Below are 19,936 nucleotides of genomic sequence, written 5' to 3'. Positions count from 1 at the left end.
CAGCGCTTCGAAGGCTCAGCGGGTGGTGGTCTGCTGCGGTGCGGTCAGTGCAGGACGGTCAGGACGCCGTACGAGCGGGGCCGGTGGAGTGACGGGTGACCAGCCGGAGCGATGGTGGCTCCAGGGCGGGGGAGCGGTCACCGGTGGGCGACTCGATCTCCGTGATGAGATTCGTGATCCCGCGGGCGACGTGCACGTCGAAGTCCTGCGGGATGGTGGTGAGCGGCGGCGTCAGGAACGCCGCGGTGGGGATGTCGTCGAAGCCGACGATGCTGACGTCGTCAGGCACCGCGCGGCCGGCCTCAGTGAGCGCGCGCAGCACGCCGATGGCCATGTCGTCGTTGGCGACGAAGATCGCGGTCACCTCGTCATTGGCGGCCAGTTCCCGGCCGGCCGCGTAGCCGGAGGCAGGTAGCCAGTCGCCTCGCAGCACAGGTGGTTCGGGGGCGCCGGCAGCGGCCAGCGCCTGCCGCCAACCCTCGAGCCGGTCCTGCGAGGCCCACCAGCGTTCCGGGCCGGCGACGTGCCAGACGGTCCGGTGCCCGAGGCCGAGCAGATGCTCGGTCGCGTCCCGGCTCGCGCGAACTCCATCGCCGCCCGTGGAGATCAGCGGCCGGGCGCTGAGTCCGGGGAAGCGCCCGAAGGTGAGTACTGGCATTTCGAGCTCGATCCGCTGGTCGTCGCCCTCGTCGATCGGCTCGGCGAGGATGATGCCGTCCACGCCCTGCGCGAGCAGCACGTCGATCGCGCCGGCGACACCCCCGGCGTCGCCTTCGAAGGTGTTGACCATGCTCAGCGAGTAGCCGGTACTGCGCAGTGCACGTTCGACGGCCACCAGTTGGGTCGACGGGCCGAACAACGCCGTACCGAGGCTGACCACGCCGATCCGCCGGGTCTTTCCGGAGTTGAGCGCGCGGGCTGCGTCATTGCGGCGGTACCCGAGCTCGCGCATGGCTGCCTGGACCCGGAGCCGGACTTCTTCTTTGACGTACGGCTCGTCGTTGAGCACCCGCGAGACGGTCTTCTGCGAGACACCTGCGAGCCGGGCGACATCCGTGCTGCCCGGACGGCGCGAACGACTGCCTTCCGGTGCCGGCTTCGCCTCGCTCATAGGGCCCTCACCTTACGCCGAGCAGCCTCTCTGACTGCGTAGTCAGAATGTGTCTGCGTAGTCAGAAAGTCAACCCCGGAGATCAGCCGAGTTCGCTGAGGCGGGGGACGTTGGTGAGTTTGTCGGGGTTGCGGACAACGTAGATCTGGCTGATCCGGCCCTCGGCGTCGAGTTCGAAGAAGCCGGCGCTGTCGACCTCGTCGCCGTCGTAGAAGACGAAGGCGTCCTCGCCGTTCAGCTCCGTCAGCCGGACCTCGAAGTTGCGGGCGTCCTGACCGGGGCCGAGTAGCGCGATCGCCCAGCGGCAGATCTTGTCCGGGCCGTGCATCGGCCGGGTCGCGGCCTTCTTCTTGCCACCGCCGTCGGTGATCAGCTCGACGTCCGGCGCGAGCATCGAGACCATCCCGTCGAGATCACCTGACCACGCCGCCGAGAGGAACTGGTTGGTCACCTCGACATGCCGCGCCTTGTCGACCTGATGCCGAGGCTGCCGCGCGTGCACATGCTCCCGAGCCCGATGCGCGAGCTGCCGCACCGCTGCCTCCGACCGCCCAAGAGTCCCCGCGATCTCCCCGAACGGCAGGTCGAACACTTCCCGCAGTACGAACGCCGCCCGCTCCAACGGCGACAGCGTCTCCAGTACGACGAGCATCGCCATCGACACCGAGTCGGCGACCTCCGCCGCGACCGCCGGATCATCCGCATCCCGCGTCGACACGATCGGCTCAGGCAACCACGGCCCCACGTACTGCTCCCGTCGAGCCTTCTGCTGCCGCAACCGGTTGAGCGCCAGCCGAGTCGTGATCCGGATCAGGTACGCCCGAACATCCCGCACGTCCTCCCGATCCGCGGCCGCCCACCGCAACCACGTCTCCTGGACGACATCCTCCGCGTCGACAACGCTCCCCACCACCCGGTACGCCGCCCCGACCAGCACCCCCCGATGCTCGTCGAACTCCGCCGCCAGCTGCTCATCAGCATTCACGCGGACCATCCTTCCTCGTTCCCGTGTCATCCCTCCGGACACGGGGCGGCGGATGGTTCGTGACATGGCCCCGATCACATGTGGGACAGGTTCGCCACCGCCAGTGCTCCGAAGATGAGCACGACGACCGCGAAAGTGGTGAAGAAGGCGGCGCTCCCGGTGGCGAGCGGGGTCATCCGGCGGCGGTTGTAGGCCTTGACCAGGAGGAGGCCGACGATCACCTGCCCGATCAGGACGAAGATGCCGACCATCATCCCGAGCAGCACGAGCATGCCCTGGTCGCTGAAGCAGAGACCGACGCAGCCCGAGTTGGGTTCGTCCGAGGCGAACAACACCAGCAGTGCATAGCCGGCCAGCTCGACCCCGATCCAGCCGAGGAACACTCGATAACCGTTCATACAGATGATCCTGGCCATCCGCTGCCCGGTGCGCTTGAGTGGAACTACCGATCTTCAGGGTTGGATAATCATGCGTCATCTGACATACTCATTCACATGAGTTTGACGGTCGCGGTGGCTGGAGCCAGTGGGTACGCCGGGGGAGAGCTGCTCAGGCTGCTCTCGGTACATCCAGAAGTCGAGATCGGCGCACTCACCGCGGGCGGCAGCGCCGGTACTGCGCTGGGCGTCCACCACCCACACCTCCTGCCCCTGGCCGGGCGCATCCTGGTCGAGACCTCCGCGGAAACCCTCGCGGGTCACGACGTGGTGTTCCTGGCCCTTCCGCACGGGCAGTCCGCCGAAATCGCCGAGCAACTCGGCGAGGACGTCACCGTGATCGACTGCGGCGCGGACTTCCGGCTGGTCGAGGCGGAGGCGTGGGTGGAGTTCTACGGTGGCAAGCACGCCGGTCACTGGCCCTACGGCCTGCCCGAGCTGCCCGGTCAACGGGACAAGCTCCGCGGGACGAACCGGGTCGCAGTACCGGGGTGTTACCCCACCGTGTCGACCCTTGCCCTGCTCCCCGCAGTACAGGGCGGTCTCGTCGACCCAGGCCAACTGGTGGTGGTCGCGGTGAGCGGGACGTCGGGAGCGGGCAAGGCGCCGAAGCCCAACCTGCATAGCGCGGAGGTGATGGGTTCGGCCGCGGCGTACGGCGTCGGCGGCGTCCACCGGCACACACCTGAGATCGAGCAGAACCTCGGCGCCGTCACCGACGCAGTCGTCTCCGTTTCCTTCACACCGGTACTAGCGCCGATGGCTCGCGGAATCCTCGCCACCTGCAGCGCGCCGGTCACCCCGGGCACGACGGCCGCGCAACTGCGCGCAGCCTACGAAGCGGCGTACAAGGACGAGCCGTTCATCTACCTGATGCCGGAAGGCCAGTGGCCGCAGACGCAGGCGACGCTCGGCGCGAACACCGTGCAGCTGCAGGTCACGCTGGACCAGCGGACCGGCCGCGCGGTGATCGTGGCCGCGATGGACAACCTCACCAAAGGCACCGCCGGCGCCGCCGTGCAGTGCATGAACCTGGCCGCCGGTCTCGACGAGACGCTGGCCCTTCCCCTCGTAGGAGTAGCCCCGTGACCGCAACCGTGCAGCACCAAGTCGATCGGAGCGCCGGAGTCACCGCGCCGGCCGGCTTCCGCGCGGCCGGGGTGATCGCGGGGATCAAGCCCGCCGGCAAACCGGACCTCACCGTCGTCGTCAACGACGGCCCGTACGACGCTGCCGCGGGCGTTTTCACCACGAACAAAGTGAAAGCCGCGCCGGTCCTCTGGTCCCAGCAGGTGCTGACCGCGGGCAAGCTGAAGGCCGTCGTCCTCAACTCGGGCGGCGCCAACGCGTGCACCGGCCCCGAAGGCTTCCACGACACCCACAAGACCGCCGAGGAGCTGGCTGCGATCCTCGAAGTCGGCGCCGGGGAGATCGGCGTCTGCTCGACCGGCCTGATCGGCGAGCGGCTGCCGATGGACAAACTGCTGCCCGGCCTCAAGACCGTGGTCGACGCCTTGGGCAACACCCCGGAGCACAGCCTCTCCGCCGCGACCGCGGTGATGACCACCGACAACGTCCCGAAGCAGGCCGTCCTCAAGCACGCCGACGGCTGGAGCATCGGCGGCTTCGCCAAGGGCGCCGGCATGTGCGCGCCGAACATGGCGACCATGCTCTCCGTCATCACCACCGACGCGATCGTCGACCAGCCACACCTCGACCACGTACTACGGAACGCGGTCGGCAAGACCTTCAACCGGCTGGACGTCGACGGCGGCACGTCCACCAACGACACCGTCCTGCTCCTCAGCTCGGGCGCCTCCGGCGTCAAGGTGCCGGCCGATGAGTTCGAGGCGGCCCTCACTGCGCTCGCCGCCGACCTGGTCAAGCAGTTGCAGGCCGATGCCGAGGGCGTCACCAAGCACGTCAGCATCACGGTCCTGAACGCGGCCACCGAGGCCGAGGCGGTCGCGGCCGCCAAGATCGTTGCCGAGGACAACCTCTGCAAGACCGCCTTCTTCGCCTCCGACCCGAACTGGGGCCGGATCGCGATGGCCGTCGGCAACGCGCCGACCGCCTTCGACCCGGCACTGCTCGACATCACCCTGAACGGCGCGGCGATCTGCGTCGCCGGCGGCAAGGGCGTCGACCGGTCCGAGGCCGATATCAGCGGACTGGAGATCGACGTGGTGATCGACCTGCATGCCGGGTCGGCTTCGGCGACGGTGCTGACGACGGATTTGTCGCACGCGTACGTAGAAGAGAACTCGGCGTACTCCTCATGACCATGACGACACGTTTGATCGAGACCAGCCAGGCCAACGCGGTCGAGAAGGCCGCCGTGCTCACCGAAGCGCTGCCCTGGCTGAAGGAGTTCCACGGCAAGACGATCGTGGTCAAGTACGGCGGCAACGCCATGGTCGACGACGAGTTGAAGCAGGCGTTCGCTTCCGACATCGTGTTCCTTCGGCATTGCGGCGTACGGGTGGTCGTCGTGCACGGCGGCGGCCCGCAGATCAGCGACATGCTGCAGCGGCTCGGCATCGACAGCGAGTTCCGCGGCGGGCTGCGGGTGACGACGCCCGAGGCGATGGACGTGGTCGGCATGGTCCTGGTGGGCAAGGTCGGTCGCGAGCTGGTCGGGCTGCTGAATGCGCACGGACCGTTCGCGGTCGGGATGTCCGGCGAGGACGCGGGGCTGTTCACCGCGGAACGGCGGGGCGCGATCATCGACGGTGAATCGGTCGACATCGGCCTGGTCGGCGATGTCGTCGGCGTCCGGCCCGAGGCGGTCGTCGACCTGATCGACGCCGGCCGGATCCCGGTCGTCTCCACGATCGCCCCGGACGAGGACGGTCAGGCGCACAACGTGAACGCCGACACCGCCGCCTCGGCCCTGGCGGTCGCCCTGGGCGCGTCCAAGCTCGTCGTACTGACCGATGTCGCCGGTCTCTACCGGAACTGGCCGGAGAGCGAGGAGATCATCACCCAGATCGACGCCGCCGAGCTGGCCGAGCTGCTGCCGTCGCTCGCCTCCGGGATGGTGCCGAAGATGGAGGCCTGCCTGCGCGCGGTGCAGTCCGGCGTCTCCCGGGCGACCGTGATCGACGGCCGCGTACCGCACTCGCTGTTGCTCGAGATCTTCACCGACGCCGGAAGCGGAACCCAGGTGATCCCCTCATGACCGTGCTTTTGGCCTCGCCTTCGGCTCGGCGGGTCATGGGGCTGAACTCCCGGTCTTCCCTCGTCGCTTCGCTCCTCAGTCCAGACCGGGAGGCCCCATGACCGAGCTACTCGCAGTGGACGGCACGCAGAGCGCCCTCGCCGAGCGCTACTCGCAGTCCATGATGAACACCTTCGGCGCCCCCAAGCGGGTCCTCGTCCGCGGCGAAGGCGCGTATCTGTGGGACGCCGACGGCAGGAAGTACCTCGACCTGCTCGGCGGGCTCGCGGTCAACTGCCTCGGCCATGCGCACCCCTTCGTGGTCTCGGCCGTCACCAGCCAGCTCGCGACCCTCGGTCACGTCTCCAACTTCTTCGCGTCCGCACCACAGGTCGCGCTGGCCGAGAAGCTGCTGTCGCTGTTCGATGCTGAGGGCAAGGTGTTCTTCACCAACTCGGGCACCGAAGCGAACGAGGCGGCCTTCAAGATCACCCGCAAGACCGGCCGGACCAAGATCGTGTCGACCATCGGAGCCTTCCACGGGCGGACGATGGGCGCGCTCGCGATCACCTGGAAACCGGCGTACCGGGAGCAGTTCGCACCGCTGCCGGGTGACGTCACCTTCGTCCCGTACGGCGACGCGGCCGCGCTCGCCGCGGCTGTAGACGACGAGACCGCCGCCGTGGTGCTCGAACCGATCCAGGGCGAGAACGGCGTCGTCGTACCGCCCCCCGGGTACCTCGCCGAGGCGCGCCGGATCACCTCGGAGCACGGCGCCCTGCTCTGGATCGACGAGATCCAGACCGGTGTCGGCCGGACGGGAGACTGGTTCGCGTTCCAGGCCGAGGGAATCTCGCCCGACATCGTCACCGTCGCGAAGGGGCTCGGCGCGGGCATCCCGATCGGCGCCTGCCTCGGCTTCGGAGCCGCCGCCGACTTGCTGCAGCCGGGCAATCACGGCACAACTTTTGGTGGCAATCCGGTCGCCGCAATCGCCGGCCTGGCCGTCCTGACCGTGATCGAGCGGGATGGGCTGCTCGCCAATGTCAGTGCCATCGGCAACCATCTCGCGTCGTCGGTCGAGGCGCTCGGGCATCCGCTGATCGCCGGGGTGCGCGGCCGCGGGCTGCTGCTCGCGATCGAGCTGACCAAGCCGGTGTCGGATCAGGTCACGGCGCTCGCGCTGGAGGCCGGGTTCATCATCAACAACCCGATTCCCGACGCGTTGCGGTTGGCGCCGCCGTACATCCTGAGCAAGGCTGACGCCGACAGCTTCGTCGCAGCCCTGTCCACGCTCCTCGACCAGGTGGAGGCCCCATGACAAGGCACTTCCTGCGGGATGACGACCTCAGCCCGGCCGAGCAGGACGAGGTCCTGACGCTGGCCCAGCAACTCACCACGGACCGGTTCGGGCACCAGCCGCTGACCGGGCCGCAGACCGTCGCGGTGATCTTCGACAAGTCCTCGACCCGCACCCGGATCTCGTTCGCGGTCGGGATCGCCGAGCTCGGCGGCGTACCGCTGATCATCGACGCGCAGGCCTCGCAGATGGGGCGGGGCGAGCCGATCGCCGACACCGCGCGGATCCTCGACCGGCAGGTCGGCGCGATCGTCTGGCGGACCTCCGGACAGGTCCGGATCGAGGAGATGGCCGGTGCCTCGCGGGTGCCGGTGATCAACGCGCTGACCGACGAGTTCCACCCGTGCCAGGTTCTTGCCGACCTGTTGACCGTCCGGCAGCACAAGGGCGGTACGGCAGGACTGAAGCTCGTCTACCTCGGCGACGGCGCGAACAACATGGCGAACTCCTACCTGCTCGGTGGCGTGACCGCCGGGATGCACGTTGTCATCGCCTCGCCGGCGGAGTACCAGCCTGATGCAGCGGTCCTCGCCAAGGCGGTGGAGATCGGGACTGTCACTGGTGGTTCGGCGTCTTGGACTGCTGATCCGGCTGAGGCGGTCGCCGGCGCCGATGTCCTGGCCACCGACACCTGGGTGTCGATGGGTCAGGAGGCGGAGGCGGCGTTGCGGGAGGCACCTTTCGTGCCGTATTCGGTGACCGAGCAGCTGGTCGCGAAGGCTGACGACAACGCGATCGTGTTGCATTGCCTGCCGGCGTACCGGGGCAAGGAGATCGAGGCCGCGGTGCTCGATGGGCCACAATCTGTCGTCTGGGATGAGGCAGAGAACCGGCTGCACGCGCAGAAGGCGCTGCTGTCGTGGCTGCTGGCAAGGAACTTCAGCTCATGAATCTCGCCGTACCGACCACCAAGACCGCGCGTCAGCAGCGGATCGTCGACCTGCTCGGCCGGCAGCCGGTCAGGTCCCAGACCGAGTTGGCCGACCTGCTCGCCGACGCCGGACTCGTCGTCGGCCAGGCCACCTTGTCGCGCGACCTGGTGGAGATCGGCGCGGTCAAGGTTCGCGACTCGGCCGGCCAGCTCGTGTACGCCGTACCGGGTGAAGGCGGCGACCGTACGCCGCGAGCCGGGGAGGCCGCAGCCTTCGAGCAGCGGCTCGGCCGGGTAGCCTCCGAGTTGCTCGTCTCCGCGGAGGGCAGCGCCAACCTGGTCATCCTGCGAACCCCGCCGGGTGCGGCCCAGTACTTCGCGTCGGCGATCGACCACGTGGGGCTGGACGACGTACTCGGCACCATCGCCGGCGACGACACCGTGATGGTCGTCTCGCGCCATCCGTCCGGGGGAGAGGCCCTGGCCGCAAGATTCCTGACTCTCGCCGCCCGCAGCGAGTCCAAATAGTCTTCTTGAGAGGATGTTGTTGTGAGTTCTGGTGAGAGTGCGGCCCTGTGGGGCGGCCGGTTCGCGGGTGGGCCGGCTGATGCGCTGGCGGCGCTGAGCAAGTCGACGCAGTTCGACTGGGTGCTCGCGCCGTACGACATCGCCGGCTCGAAGGCGCACGCGAAGGTGCTGCACCGCGCGGGGCTGCTGACCGACGAGGACCTCACCAAGATGCTCGCCGGGCTCGACGAGCTGCTGGCGGACGTACTGTCCGGTGCTTTCGTCGCGGCCGAGGCTGACGAGGACGTGCACACTGCGCTCGAGCGCGGGCTGGTGGACCGGCTTGGCGCCGAGCTGGGTGGCCGGCTGCGGGCAGGGCGGTCGCGGAACGACCAGGTCGCCACGCTGTTCAAGAGCTTCCTGCGCGACCACGGCCGGATCATCAGCGGGCTTGTACTCGACCAGGTGAACACTCTGGCCGAGCAGGCCGAGAAGCACCTCGGTGTAGCGATGCCGGGCCGGACCCACTTCCAGCACGCACAGCCGGTACTGCTGTCCCATCACCTGCTGGCGCATGCCTGGCCGCTGATCCGCGACCTCGACCGGCTGGCCGACTGGGATCGCCGGGTCGCCGCCGATTCGCCGTACGGGTCTGGTGCGCTGGCCGGCAGCACGCTCGGGCTGGACCCGCAGTTCGTGGCTACCGAGTTGGGTTTCACGAACTCGTCGGCCAACTCGATCGACGGGACGGCCGCGCGGGACTTCGTCGCGGAGTTCGCCTTCGTGTGCGCGCAGATCGGCATCGACCTGTCCCGGCAGGCCGAAGAGGTGATCATCTGGGCGACGAAAGAGTTCGGGTTCGTCCAGCTGGACGACGCGTACTCGACCGGGTCAAGCATCATGCCGCAGAAGAAGAACCCGGACATCGCCGAGCTCGCGCGGGGCAAGTCCGGCCGGCTGATCGGCAACCTGACCGGGTTGCTGGCGACGCTGAAGGCTCAGCCGCTCGCGTACAACCGCGACCTGCAGGAGGACAAGGAGCCGGTCTTCGACTCCGTGGACACGCTCGAGGTGCTGCTGCCCGCATTCACCGGAATGATCCGGACGCTGCGCTTCAACACCGAGCGGCTGGAGGAGCTGGCGCCGCAAGGCTTCTCGCTGGCGACCGACATCGCCGAGTGGCTGGTGAAGCAGAAGGTGCCGTTCCGGGTCGCACACGAACTGGCCGGCGCGTGCGTCCAGGAGTGCGAGAAGCGCGGCATCGAGCTGTGGGACCTCTCCGACGAAGACCTCGCGGCGATCTCGCCTGCGTTGACTCCTGAGGTCCGGACGGTGCTGAGCGTCGAGGGCTCGGTTGCTTCTCGCAACGGCCGCGGCGGTACCGCAGGCGAGCGGGTCACCGAACAACTGGCCGAGCTGCGGGGCAGGGTAGCCGAGCACGCGGACCGCCTCGCCTAGATGCCTCCTGTACGCCGTACTGCTCTGGCCCGCTCCGTCCTGGACGTAGCACCGACGCTGCTCGGCACGGTGCTGCGCCGGACGACTGACGAGGGCGTTGTCGCAGTCCGGGTGACCGAGGTAGAGGCCTACGACGGCCCGAACGACCCCGGCTCCCACTCCTACCGCGGCCAGACCCCACGCAACGCGGTGATGTTCGGCCCACCCGGCCACCTCTACGTCTACTTCACCTACGGCATGCACTACTGCATGAACATTGCCGTCGGCCCACCCGGCCAGCCGTCGGCGGTGTTGTTCCGGGCGGGTGAGGTCATCGAAGGCATCGACCTCGCCCGCGCCCGCCGATCGGCGGGCACCACCAAGGTGCTCCCGGATCGCGATCTCGCTCGCGGTCCGGCCCGCCTCTGCGTTGCGCTCGGCATCGACCGCGCCGAGAACGGGGTGGATCTGCTGGCCCGCGGCTCGGCCGTTCAACTGCTCCCCGGCTCCGGCTACGACGGTGAGATCGCAACCGGTCCTCGGGTCGGCCTCCGCGAGGCGGCCGACTGGCCGTGGCGCTTCTGGATCCCGGGCGACCGCACCGTCTCGCCGTACAAGCCGCACGTTCCCAAAAAACGCAGTTAGCGGTTAGCGAGCTCCAAGACGTAGTCGAGTTGGGGCAGCCCGTGCTCGACCTCGGGGTCCGGGAACAGCCCGATGTGGTGGACGCCGGCCGCCTCCAGCGCCTCGATGTGCGCGGCGGCGTCGTCCAGCGTCCCGATCGGTCCGATCTCGGCCCACCAGTCCTGCGGCATCGAGACGAACCCCTCGACCCCCTTCTCGGCATGCAGCTTGACCAGGTCGTCGTAGAACGGCATCGTCGCGAGCGCCGGATTCTTGTCCTTGAGCTGCCACTCCAGCCAAGGCGCCGTCCACTCGTACGCCGCCTTGCGATCCGGCCGCACACACAACGCGCTGAAGACAGCAACCACGAAGCCCTCAGGTGAACCGGCCTGCTCGACAGCGGCCCGCACATACGACGGCGTAGCAGGCTCAGCGAGCACTACCCCGCCCGCGACGCGTCCAGCCAGCGCCATCGACTTGGGCCCACGCACCCCGAGCAGAATCGGCGGCGGCGTGGTGGGCGGCGCATCCAGCTGCACATCCTTCAGTACGACGTACTGGCCCTCCATCGTCACCTTCTCCCCAGCCAGCAGCCGGGTCACCGCAGTGGTCACCTCGTCGAGCGCAGTAAGCGGCGACTTGGGCCGGACGCCCATCTGCGCCATCCACTCCTGCACCCCGTGCCCGATGCCAGGCAGGAACCGCCCCGGCGCCAGAGCGTCCAGCGTGGCGAACTCCATCGCGGTCATGGCGGCAGTACGGGCCACTGCCGGCACGATGCCGAGCCCACAGGTGAGCCGCTCGGTCGCCGTCAGCGCGGCCGCGACCAGGGACGGCCCGGCGGTGTAGAAGCAGTCCTCGATCAGCCAGAGCTCGTCCGCGCCACCGGCGTCGAGACGGCGGGCGACGTCGGTCACCAGGGCGGCTGGGAAGGTCCGGGGGAAGCACATTCCGAGAGCAGCGGAGGTCTGGGTCATATCGAGACTGTAAAGGTCGCCGGGGACAGTCCGCCTGGTGCGCGCGCGGGCCCTGTCTGCGGGTAGGTTTCGGACATGGCCCGTCCGCACTACTCCTCCCGTCTGGAGGACTGGTTCAACGTCGGCGTCGGGGTCCTCCTGCGCCGCCGCGGCTGGCGGGAGCGGATCATCCCGCACGTCGGCTACGGCACCCAGGAGTTCACCCGGGTGCTGGCTCGCGTCGTGCTCAGCCGGGATCCGCGCAACCAGCCCCGGTACGACGAGGACCAGGTGGTGCGCGGTTGGCGGGTATTCGTCACCGCGCCGGCCACCGGAGTACAGGTCTCCGTCACTGTGTCCGGCCAGACCTTCGAGGCGACCACTGACCGCGGCGGCTTCATCGACCTGACAGTGCCCGTCGCACTGCCTCCCGGCTGGCATGAGATCGGCCTGGGCGTGCACGGCGAGCGGCAGGCGCGCGGGAAGGTGTACGTGCCCGACCCGGACTCCACCTTCGGCCTGGTCAGCGACATCGACGACACGGTGATGCTGACGATGCTGCCGCGACCACTGATCGCGGCCTGGAACACCTTCGTCCGCGAGGAGCAGGCCCGGCGCGTGGTACCGGGCATGGCGGAGATGTACGCCGAACTGCTGGCAGACCACCCAGGTGCGCCGATGTTCTACCTGTCGACGGGTGCCTGGAACACGGCTCCCACGCTGACCCGGTTCCTGGCCCGGCACGGCTATCCCGCCGGACCGCTGCTGATGACCGACTGGGGGCCGACCAACACCGGCTGGTTCCGCAGCGGGCAGGAGCACAAGCGGACTGCGCTGCGTCGGCTGGCTGTCGAGTTCCCCAATGTGAAGTGGGTGCTGGTGGGGGATGACGGCCAGCACGACCCGCAGTTGTACGGCGACTTCGCCCAGACGCATCCAGATCACGTACGGGCGATCGGTATCCGTCAGTTGACCCCTGCCGAGCAGGTGCTGTCCCACGGTCTCCCGGTGCCGAACCCTGACCCTGGCGCTCACGACCCGCATCGCCCGACGGCCGCAACCGTGCACGGGCCCGATGGACATGCGCTGGTCGCGCAGCTGCGCGCAGTACTGTCGCGCCCCGAGGCGAGCTGACCCGACGCCTGCCCGCTGGAGCAGGTACAGGACACTTGTGGTGATCTGACGTGACTCGAGGAGAGACCAAGTGACCGACAGCGAGACCGCACGCCGCACCCAGGTGCTCGACGACCTGGAGAGCCGTGGCCTGATCGCGCACTCCACCGACCCGGACGCGCTCCGTGCGTCGATGGCCGCCGGACCGATCACCTCGTACGTCGGGTTCGACCCGACCGCGCCGAGCCTGCACATGGGCAACCTGCTGCAGCTCCTGACGCTGCGGCGGCTGCAACTGGCCGGCCACAACCCGATCGGGCTGGTCGGCGGGGCCACCGGTCTGATCGGTGACCCCAAGGAGTCGTCCGAGCGGGTGCTGAACCCCAAGGACCTGGTGCAGCAGTGGGTGGAGAAGGTCCGCAGCCAGGTGGAGCGGTTCGTCGACTTCGACGAGTCGCTGCCGAACCCGGCGCGAATGGTCAACAACTACGACTGGACCAAGGACCTCAACACCCTCGACTTCCTCCGGGACATCGGCAAGCACTTCCCGGTGAACCGGATGCTCGGCCGGGAAGTGGTGAAGGCCCGGCTGGAGCAGGGGATCAGCTACACGGAGTTCAGCTACGTACTGCTGCAGTCGCTGGACTACCTGGAGCTGTACCGGCGCCACGGGTGCACCCTGCAGACCGGTGGAAGCGACCAGTGGGGGAACCTGACCGCAGGGGTCGAGTTGATCCGGCGGTCGGACTCGGGGAAGGCGCATGCGCTGGCCACTCCGCTGGTGACCAAGGCGGACGGCACCAAGTTCGGCAAGACCGAGTCGGGGACCGTGTGGCTGGACCGGGAGTTGACGTCGCCGTACGCGTTCTACCAGTTCTGGTTCAACACCGATGACCGCGACGTGATGCAGTTGGTGCGGTTCTACACGTTCCGCACGGCTGAGGAGATCGCTGCGCTCGAGTTGGCGACTACTGAGCGCCCACATGCGCGTGAGGCGCAGCGGTTGCTGGCGGAGGACGTCACGACCCTGGTGCACGGTGCTGAGGAGACCGAGCAGGTGAAGCTCGCGGCCAAGGCGCTGTTCGGCCAGTCGGAGCTGCAGGCACTGCAGGGGTCGACTCTGGTCGCCGCGTTGCGGGAGGCGCCGCACTACGAGCTCAAACCGGACGAACAGATGCCGACGATCACCGACCTGCTGGTGCTCTCTGAGCTGGTCGCCAGCAAGTCCGCCGCGCGCCGGACGATCGCCGAAGGTGGCGCGTACCTGAACAACGAGAAGGTCAGCGACCCGGAGTACGTCCCGAGCGGCGAGGATCTGCTGCCCGGGGGAGCGCTGGTCCTGCGCCGCGGGAAGCGTTCGTTCGCAGGGGTTCTGGCCTCGCCGGCCGCGGACTGACGCCTTGCACGAGGTCGGTGCCGGAGGCAAATTACAGCTGTGTGATTCAAGCCTCCGGTAACCGATTTGACCGGCCACCTGCCAGCCACGTACTGTTCTTCTTGTTGGAGCGAGTGCGGGACGCGCAAGCGGCCGGTCGCTCCGAACCCCCCAAGGCTAGCTGAGCCGCACCGTGTCTTTGATCCGGGTCGGTAGCTCAGATGCGGGGTGCGGATCGGAAAAAACTGGGTGTTGACTCGGTGGATCTGATCCGGTAGAGTAACGCAGGTTGCCCCGGAGTCCTGGCTGAAAGGTCGCGGACGCGGTGTGCGCCCGATTCTTGAGAACTCAACAGCGTGCCGAAAGTCAATGCCGAAATTTAGCATTAACCCCCTTCACGGGTCTCGGTGTAAGTAGGCTTGCTTGCCTCTTCGAGGTTGGCCGGTCTGGTTCATCGTTGATTCGTGTTGGATTCCTTTGTAATTTTTCTGGATTCAAGTCAGTTTGATTTGTTTCTGATTGCAATGGATCGTTTTTCGTTTTGTCTGTTCACTGACTTCGGTCAGTCAACATATAGATTTCAACGGAGAGTTTGATCCTGGCTCAGGACGAACGCTGGCGGCGTGCTTAACACATGCAAGTCGAGCGGTAAGGCCCTTTCGGGGGTACACGAGCGGCGAACGGGTGAGTAACACGTGAGCAACCTACCCTTCACTTCGGGATAAGCCTCGGAAACGGGGTCTAATACCGGATATCACTCACTACTTCATGGTGGTGGGTTGAAAGTTCTGGCGGTGGGGGATGGGCTCGCGGCCTATCAGCTTGTTGGTGGGGTAATGGCCTACCAAGGCGTCGACGGGTAGCCGGCCTGAGAGGGCGACCGGCCACACTGGGACTGAGACACGGCCCAGACTCCTACGGGAGGCAGCAGTGGGGAATATTGCGCAATGGACGAAAGTCTGACGCAGCAACGCCGCGTGAGGGATGACGGCCTTCGGGTTGTAAACCTCTTTCAGCAGGGACGAAGCGAGAGTGACGGTACCTGCAGAAGAAGGACCGGCCAACTACGTGCCAGCAGCCGCGGTAATACGTAGGGTCCGAGCGTTGTCCGGAATTATTGGGCGTAAAGGGCTCGTAGGCGGTTCGTCACGTCGGGAGTGAAAACTCGGAGCTCAACTCCGAGCCTGCTTCCGATACGGGCAGACTAGAGGTAGGCAGGGGAGAGCGGAACTCCTGGTGTAGCGGTGGAATGCGCAGATATCAGGAAGAACACCGGTGGCGAAGGCGGCTCTCTGGGCCTTACCTGACGCTGAGGAGCGAAAGCGTGGGTAGCGAACAGGATTAGATACCCTGGTAGTCCACGCCGTAAACGTTGGGCGCTAGGTGTGGGGGACATTCCACGTCCTCCGTGCCGCAGCTAACGCATTAAGCGCCCCGCCTGGGGAGTACGGCCGCAAGGCTAAAACTCAAAGGAATTGACGGGGGCCCGCACAAGCGGCGGAGCATGCGGATTAATTCGATGCAACGCGAAGAACCTTACCTGGGTTTGACATATAGGGAAATCCTCCAGAGATGGGGGGTCCGTAAGGGTCCTATACAGGTGGTGCATGGCTGTCGTCAGCTCGTGTCGTGAGATGTTGGGTTAAGTCCCGCAACGAGCGCAACCCTCGTCCTATGTTGCCAGCACGTTATGGTGGGGACTCATAGGAGACTGCCGGGGTCAACTCGGAGGAAGGTGGGGATGACGTCAAGTCATCATGCCCCTTATGTCCAGGGCTTCACGCATGCTACAATGGCCGGTACAAAGGGCTGCGAAACTGCAAAGTGGAGCGAATCCCAAAAAGCCGGTCTCAGTTCGGATTGGGGTCTGCAACTCGACCCCATGAAGTCGGAGTCGCTAGTAATCGCAGATCAGCAACGCTGCGGTGAATACGTTCCCGGGCCTTGTACACACCGCCCGTCACGTCATGAAAGTCGGCAACACCCGAAGCCGGTGGCCTAACCCTTGTGGAGGGAGCCGTCGAAGGTGGGGCTGGCGATTAGGACGAAGTCGTAACAAGGTAGCCGTACCGGAAGGTGCGGCTGGATCACCTCCTTTCTAAGGAGCATTGACAGCCAGGCCACGTAAGTGACTGGTTGTCTACTCGTCGTTTCCTAGACGTCCGTTCTAGGGCGATGATGCTTCGGAATGTGGAACATTGACCATTAGGCCGGGATCCCATCGGTTCTCTGTTAGTACTGCCCGTGAGGGCGTGGAAAACAGAAGATGTTGGGTGAAAGGTCGAGGCGCGCTGTTGGGTCCTGAGGAATCGGGCCATCCTGGTAACAGGTTGGATCGGTTTTTCTGGGTCACTTGCTACACCGGTTGGATCTTTGCGGATCTTGATCGGTGTGGTCGTGTGGCTGGGGCCGGCTCTCACCAAACTACGGGTGATGGTATTCGATCGGGTGTTTATCCCCTGGTTGAGTGTCATTCGATGTAAGTGGTGTTCAGAGGCGGTTTTCCTGCCCGTATTTTGAGAACTGTATAGTGGACGCGAGCATCTTCAGTAGTAATTTTTTGTCGTTTTTGTGACAAGCTACTAAGGGCAATCGGTGGATGTCTAGGCACCAAGAGCCGATGAAGGACGTAGGAGCCTGCGATAAGCCCCGGGGAGTTGGCAACCAAGCTGTGATCCGGGGGTGTCCGAATGGGGAAACCCAGCTGGCATTCTAAAGCCAGTTACCAGTGCCTGAACACATAGGGTTCTGGAGGGAACGCGGGGAAGTGAAACATCTCAGTACCCGCAGGAAGAGAAAACAATAGTGATTCCGTGAGTAGTGGCGAGCGAAAGCGGATGAGGCTAAACCATGTGCGTGTGATAGCCGGCGTGCGTTGCGTATATGGGGTTGTGGGAGCATTCAGACCTTAATGCCGTGGGGTCAGGGAGTTATAAATCACTGTTGAAGTCGAATTTTCTGGAAAGTTGAGCCGTAGTGGGTAAGAGCCCCGTAGGCGTAAGACAGTGACTTCCGAGTGTTTTCCCAAGTAGCACGGGACTCTTGAAATCCCGTGTGAATCTGGCGGGACCACCCGCTAAGCCTAAATACTTCTTGGTGACCGATAGCGGACTAGTACCGTGAGGGAAAGATGAAAAGTACCCCGGGAGGGGAGTGAAATAGTACCTGAAACCGGTTGCCTACAATCCGTCGGAGCGCTCACCTTGTGTGGGTGTGACGGCGTGCCTTTTGAAGAATGAGCCTGCGAGTTAGTGGTATGTGGCGAGGTTAACCCGTGTGGGGTAGCCGTAGCGAAAGCGAGTCTGAATAGGGCGCTTTAGTCGCATGCTCTAGACCCGAAGCGGAGTGATCTATCCATGGGCAGGTTGAAGCGCGGGTAAGACCGCGTGGAGGACCGAACCCACCAGGGTTGAAAACCTGGGGGATGACCTGTGGATAGGGGTGAAAGGCCAATCAAACTCCGTGATAGCTGGTTCTCCCCGAAATGCATATAGGTGCAGCGTCGCGTGTTTCTTACCGGAGGTAGAGCACTGGATGGTCTAGGGGGCTTACCGGCTTACCGAAATCAGCCAAACTCCGAATGCCGGTAAGTGAGAGCGCGGCAGTGAGACGGCGGGGGATAAGCTCCGTCGTCGAGAGGGAAACAGCCCAGATCACCAGCTAAGGCCCCTAAGCGATTGCTAAGTGGAAAAGGATGTGGAGTTGCCCAGACAACCAGGAGGTTGGCTTAGAAGCAGCCACCCTTGAAAGAGTGCGTAATAGCTCACTGGTCAAGTGATTCCGCGCCGACAATGTAGCGGGGCTCAAGCAATCCGCCGAAGCTGTGGCATTCACACTTGTACCCGGCGCCTTCGGGCGTCCAGGTGTGTGGATGGGTAGGGGAGCGTCGTGCAGCGTGTGAAGCAGCAGAGTGATCTAGTTGTGGATGCTGCACGAGTGAGAATGCAGGCATGAGTAGCGAATGACGGGTGAGAAACCCGTCCGCCGAATGATCAAGGGTTCCAGGGTCAAGCTAATCTGCCCTGGGTAAGTCGGGACCTAAGGCGAGGCCGACAGGCGTAGTCGATGGACAACGGGTTGATATTCCCGTACCGGCATTAACACGACCCGACCGAACCTAGTGATGCTAAAACCGCGAAACCATGATGTCTTCGGACGGAGTGGCGGAGCTGTTGACCCGAACTGGTATTAGGTGCACTAAGGAGTGACGCAGGAGGGCAGTCCATCCGCGGCGATGGTAGGCGCAAGCTGATCCGCGGGCAAGGTGGTAGGGCGAGGCATAGGCAAATCCGTGTCTCTCATAGCCTGAGAACCGAGGCGGACCCGTTCAGGGGAAGTGGATGATCCCATGCTGCCGAGAAAAACTTCGTAGTGAGTGTTAGAGCCGCCCGTACCCCAAACCGACACAGGTGATCAGGTAGAGAATACCAAGGCGATCGAGTGAACCATGGTTAAGGAACTCGGCAAAATGCCCCCGTAACTTCGGGAGAAGGGGGGCCGGATACGTTACACGGCTTGCCCGTGGAAGCGTTGATGGCCGCAGAGACCAGGCCCAAGCGACTGTTTACTAAAAACACAGGTCCGTGCGAAGAAGTAATTCGATGTATACGGACTGACGCCTGCCCGGTGCTGGAACGTTAAGGGGACAGGTTAGCTGGTTTAGGCCGGCGAAGCTTTGAACTTAAGCGCCAGTAAACGGCGGTGGTAACTATAACCATCCTAAGGTAGCGAAATTCCTTGTCGGGTAAGTTCCGACCTGCACGAATGGCGTAACGACTTGGGCGCTGTCTCAACCATGGACTCGGCGAAATTGCATTACGAGTAAAGATGCTCGTTACGCGCAGCAGGACGGAAAGACCCCGGGACCTTTACTACAACTTGGTATTGGTGGTCGGTACAACTTGTGTAGGATAGGTGGGAGACTGTGAAACTCGGACGCCAGTTCGGGTGGAGTCATCGTTGAAATACCACTCTGGTTGTTCTGGCTGTCTAACTTAGGTCCATTATCTGGATCAGGGACAGTGCCTGGTGGGTAGTTTGACTGGGGCGGTCGCCTCCTAAAAGGTAACGGAGGCGCTCAAAGGTTCCCTCAGCCTGGTTGGCAATCAGGTGTCGAGTGTAAGTGCACAAGGGAGCTTGACTGTGAGACAGACATGTCGAGCAGGGACGAAAGTCGGAACTAGTGATCCGGCGGTGGCATGTGGGAGCACCGTCGCTCAACGGATAAAAGGTACCCCGGGGATAACAGGCTGATCTTCCCCAAGAGTCCATATCGACGGGATGGTTTGGCACCTCGATGTCGGCTCGTCGCATCCTGGGGCTGGAGTAGGTCCCAAGGGTTGGGCTGTTCGCCCATTAAAGCGGCACGCGAGCTGGGTTTAGAACGTCGTGAGACAGTTCGGTCCCTATCCGCTGCGCGCGCAGGAGACTTGAGAAGGGCTGCCCCTAGTACGAGAGGACCGGGGTGGACGAACCTCTGGTGTGCCAGTTGTTCCGCCAGGAGCACGGCTGGTTGGCTACGTTCGGGAGTGATAACCGCTGAAAGCATCTAAGCGGGAAGCACGCTTCAAGATGAGGTCTCCCACCGAGTTAATCGGGTAAGGCCCCCAGTAGACCACTGGGTTGATAGGCCAGAAGTGGAAGCACCGTAAGGTGTGGAGCTGACTGGTACTAATAGGCCGAGGGCTTGTCTCAACACCAACCATCGGTTGGCGACAGACAATCTGCTGCGAAGATGTACGCGTCCGCTATACGGTTCCCGAAATACGGTCAACCCCCAGCAACACCCACCCCACACGGGGGTGGAGTGGCTGAGTGTGTGGTTGGTTGATATTTCTATAGAGTTACGGTGACCATAGCGTCAGGGAAACACCCAGTCTCCATTCCGAACCTGGAAGTTAAGCCTGACAGCGCCGATGGTACTGCGACCGGTAGGTCGTGGGAGAGTAGGACGTCGCCGGACATTCACACTGTTAAGGGCCACCCACTCGGGTGGCCCTT

14 protein-coding genes and 3 rRNA genes are annotated in these 19,936 nt (G+C 64.8%); 13 read left to right on the top strand and 4 right to left on the bottom strand.

Annotated features, from left to right (window positions below; translation table 11 throughout):
• Positions 1 to 58: 58 nt before the first annotated feature.
• From OHA70_RS00085 to OHA70_RS00075, 3 genes are all read right to left on the bottom strand, one after another.
• The gene (locus OHA70_RS00085; RefSeq protein ID WP_328327101.1) at positions 59 to 1,111 is read right to left on the bottom strand and encodes a LacI family DNA-binding transcriptional regulator; all 1,053 of its coding nucleotides are present in this window, start codon (positions 1,109 to 1,111) and stop codon (positions 59 to 61) included.
• 82 nt (positions 1,112 to 1,193) lie between these two features.
• A complete protein-coding gene (gene sigJ / locus OHA70_RS00080; protein WP_442913862.1) occupies positions 1,194 to 2,105 on the bottom strand; it encodes an RNA polymerase sigma factor SigJ in 912 nt (303 codons plus the stop codon).
• Between the two features lie 65 nt (positions 2,106 to 2,170).
• Complete coding sequence (locus OHA70_RS00075) at positions 2,171 to 2,494, bottom strand: hypothetical protein (protein ID WP_328327097.1); 324 nt, start codon at positions 2,492 to 2,494, stop codon at positions 2,171 to 2,173.
• A 96-nt stretch (positions 2,495 to 2,590) separates the two neighbouring features.
• On the opposite strand from OHA70_RS00075, the gene argC reads away from it, so the two are divergent.
• From argC to OHA70_RS00035, 8 genes are all read left to right on the top strand, one after another.
• Positions 2,591 to 3,622: an N-acetyl-gamma-glutamyl-phosphate reductase gene (gene argC, locus OHA70_RS00070; protein ID WP_328327095.1), complete on the top strand. Its 1,032-nt coding sequence runs from the start codon at positions 2,591 to 2,593 to the stop codon at positions 3,620 to 3,622.
• Complete coding sequence (gene argJ, locus OHA70_RS00065) at positions 3,619 to 4,815, top strand: bifunctional glutamate N-acetyltransferase/amino-acid acetyltransferase ArgJ (protein ID WP_328327093.1); 1,197 nt, start codon at positions 3,619 to 3,621, stop codon at positions 4,813 to 4,815. Before argC ends, argJ begins: the two co-directional genes overlap by 4 nt.
• Positions 4,812 to 5,714 carry an acetylglutamate kinase gene (gene argB, locus OHA70_RS00060; RefSeq protein WP_328327090.1) on the top strand — a complete coding sequence of 301 codons (903 nt, stop codon included), beginning with the start codon at positions 4,812 to 4,814 and terminating at the stop codon, positions 5,712 to 5,714. The genes argJ and argB overlap by 4 nt, the downstream gene beginning before the upstream one ends.
• A 97-nt stretch (positions 5,715 to 5,811) precedes the next feature.
• Positions 5,812 to 7,014, top strand: a complete 1,203-nt coding sequence (locus OHA70_RS00055) for an acetylornithine transaminase (protein ID WP_328327088.1) — start codon at positions 5,812 to 5,814, stop codon at positions 7,012 to 7,014.
• Positions 7,011 to 7,943, top strand: a complete 933-nt coding sequence (gene argF / locus OHA70_RS00050; protein WP_328327086.1) for an ornithine carbamoyltransferase — start codon at positions 7,011 to 7,013, stop codon at positions 7,941 to 7,943. The genes OHA70_RS00055 and argF overlap by 4 nt, the downstream gene beginning before the upstream one ends.
• Positions 7,940 to 8,452: an arginine repressor gene (locus OHA70_RS00045; RefSeq protein WP_328327084.1), complete on the top strand. Its 513-nt coding sequence runs from the start codon at positions 7,940 to 7,942 to the stop codon at positions 8,450 to 8,452. Before argF ends, OHA70_RS00045 begins: the two co-directional genes overlap by 4 nt.
• Before the next feature lie 21 nt (positions 8,453 to 8,473).
• Positions 8,474 to 9,889 carry an argininosuccinate lyase gene (gene argH, locus OHA70_RS00040; protein WP_328327082.1) on the top strand — a complete coding sequence of 472 codons (1,416 nt, stop codon included), beginning with the start codon at positions 8,474 to 8,476 and terminating at the stop codon, positions 9,887 to 9,889.
• Positions 9,890 to 10,513: a DNA-3-methyladenine glycosylase gene (locus OHA70_RS00035; protein ID WP_328327080.1), complete on the top strand. Its 624-nt coding sequence runs from the start codon at positions 9,890 to 9,892 to the stop codon at positions 10,511 to 10,513.
• On the opposite strand, the gene OHA70_RS00030 is transcribed toward OHA70_RS00035, so the two are convergent.
• Entirely contained in the window at positions 10,510 to 11,469 is a 960-nt protein-coding gene (locus OHA70_RS00030; RefSeq protein ID WP_328327078.1) for an LLM class flavin-dependent oxidoreductase, read from the bottom strand. The two genes, OHA70_RS00035 and OHA70_RS00030, sit on opposite strands and share 4 nt — an antisense overlap.
• Before the next feature lie 75 nt (positions 11,470 to 11,544).
• On the opposite strand from OHA70_RS00030, the gene OHA70_RS00025 reads away from it, so the two are divergent.
• The 5 genes from OHA70_RS00025 to rrf all read left to right on the top strand — a co-directional run bounded on the left by OHA70_RS00025 (position 11,545) and on the right by rrf (position 19,898).
• On the top strand, positions 11,545 to 12,582 hold the full coding sequence (locus tag OHA70_RS00025; protein ID WP_328327076.1) for an App1 family protein: 1,038 nt from the start codon (positions 11,545 to 11,547) through the stop codon (positions 12,580 to 12,582).
• Between the two features lie 70 nt (positions 12,583 to 12,652).
• Positions 12,653 to 13,957 carry a tyrosine--tRNA ligase gene (gene tyrS / locus OHA70_RS00020; RefSeq protein WP_328327074.1) on the top strand — a complete coding sequence of 435 codons (1,305 nt, stop codon included), beginning with the start codon at positions 12,653 to 12,655 and terminating at the stop codon, positions 13,955 to 13,957.
• 559 nt (positions 13,958 to 14,516) lie between these two features.
• Positions 14,517 to 16,034 (top strand): 16S ribosomal RNA (locus OHA70_RS00015).
• A gap of 474 nt (positions 16,035 to 16,508) precedes the next feature.
• A 23S ribosomal RNA gene (locus tag OHA70_RS00010) occupies positions 16,509 to 19,630 on the top strand.
• 150 nt (positions 19,631 to 19,780) lie between these two features.
• Positions 19,781 to 19,898, top strand: a 5S ribosomal RNA gene (rrf, locus tag OHA70_RS00005).
• The 16S, 23S and 5S rRNA genes sit together here, the layout of an rRNA operon.
• Positions 19,899 to 19,936: the final 38 nt, after the last annotated feature.

It is taken from the genome of Kribbella sp. NBC_00382 (assembly GCF_036067295.1).
Classification (GTDB): Bacteria; Actinomycetota; Actinomycetes; order Propionibacteriales; family Kribbellaceae; genus Kribbella.
Note: the sequence above shows the minus strand (reverse complement) of the source record. Positions and strands in the feature narration are given on the sequence as shown.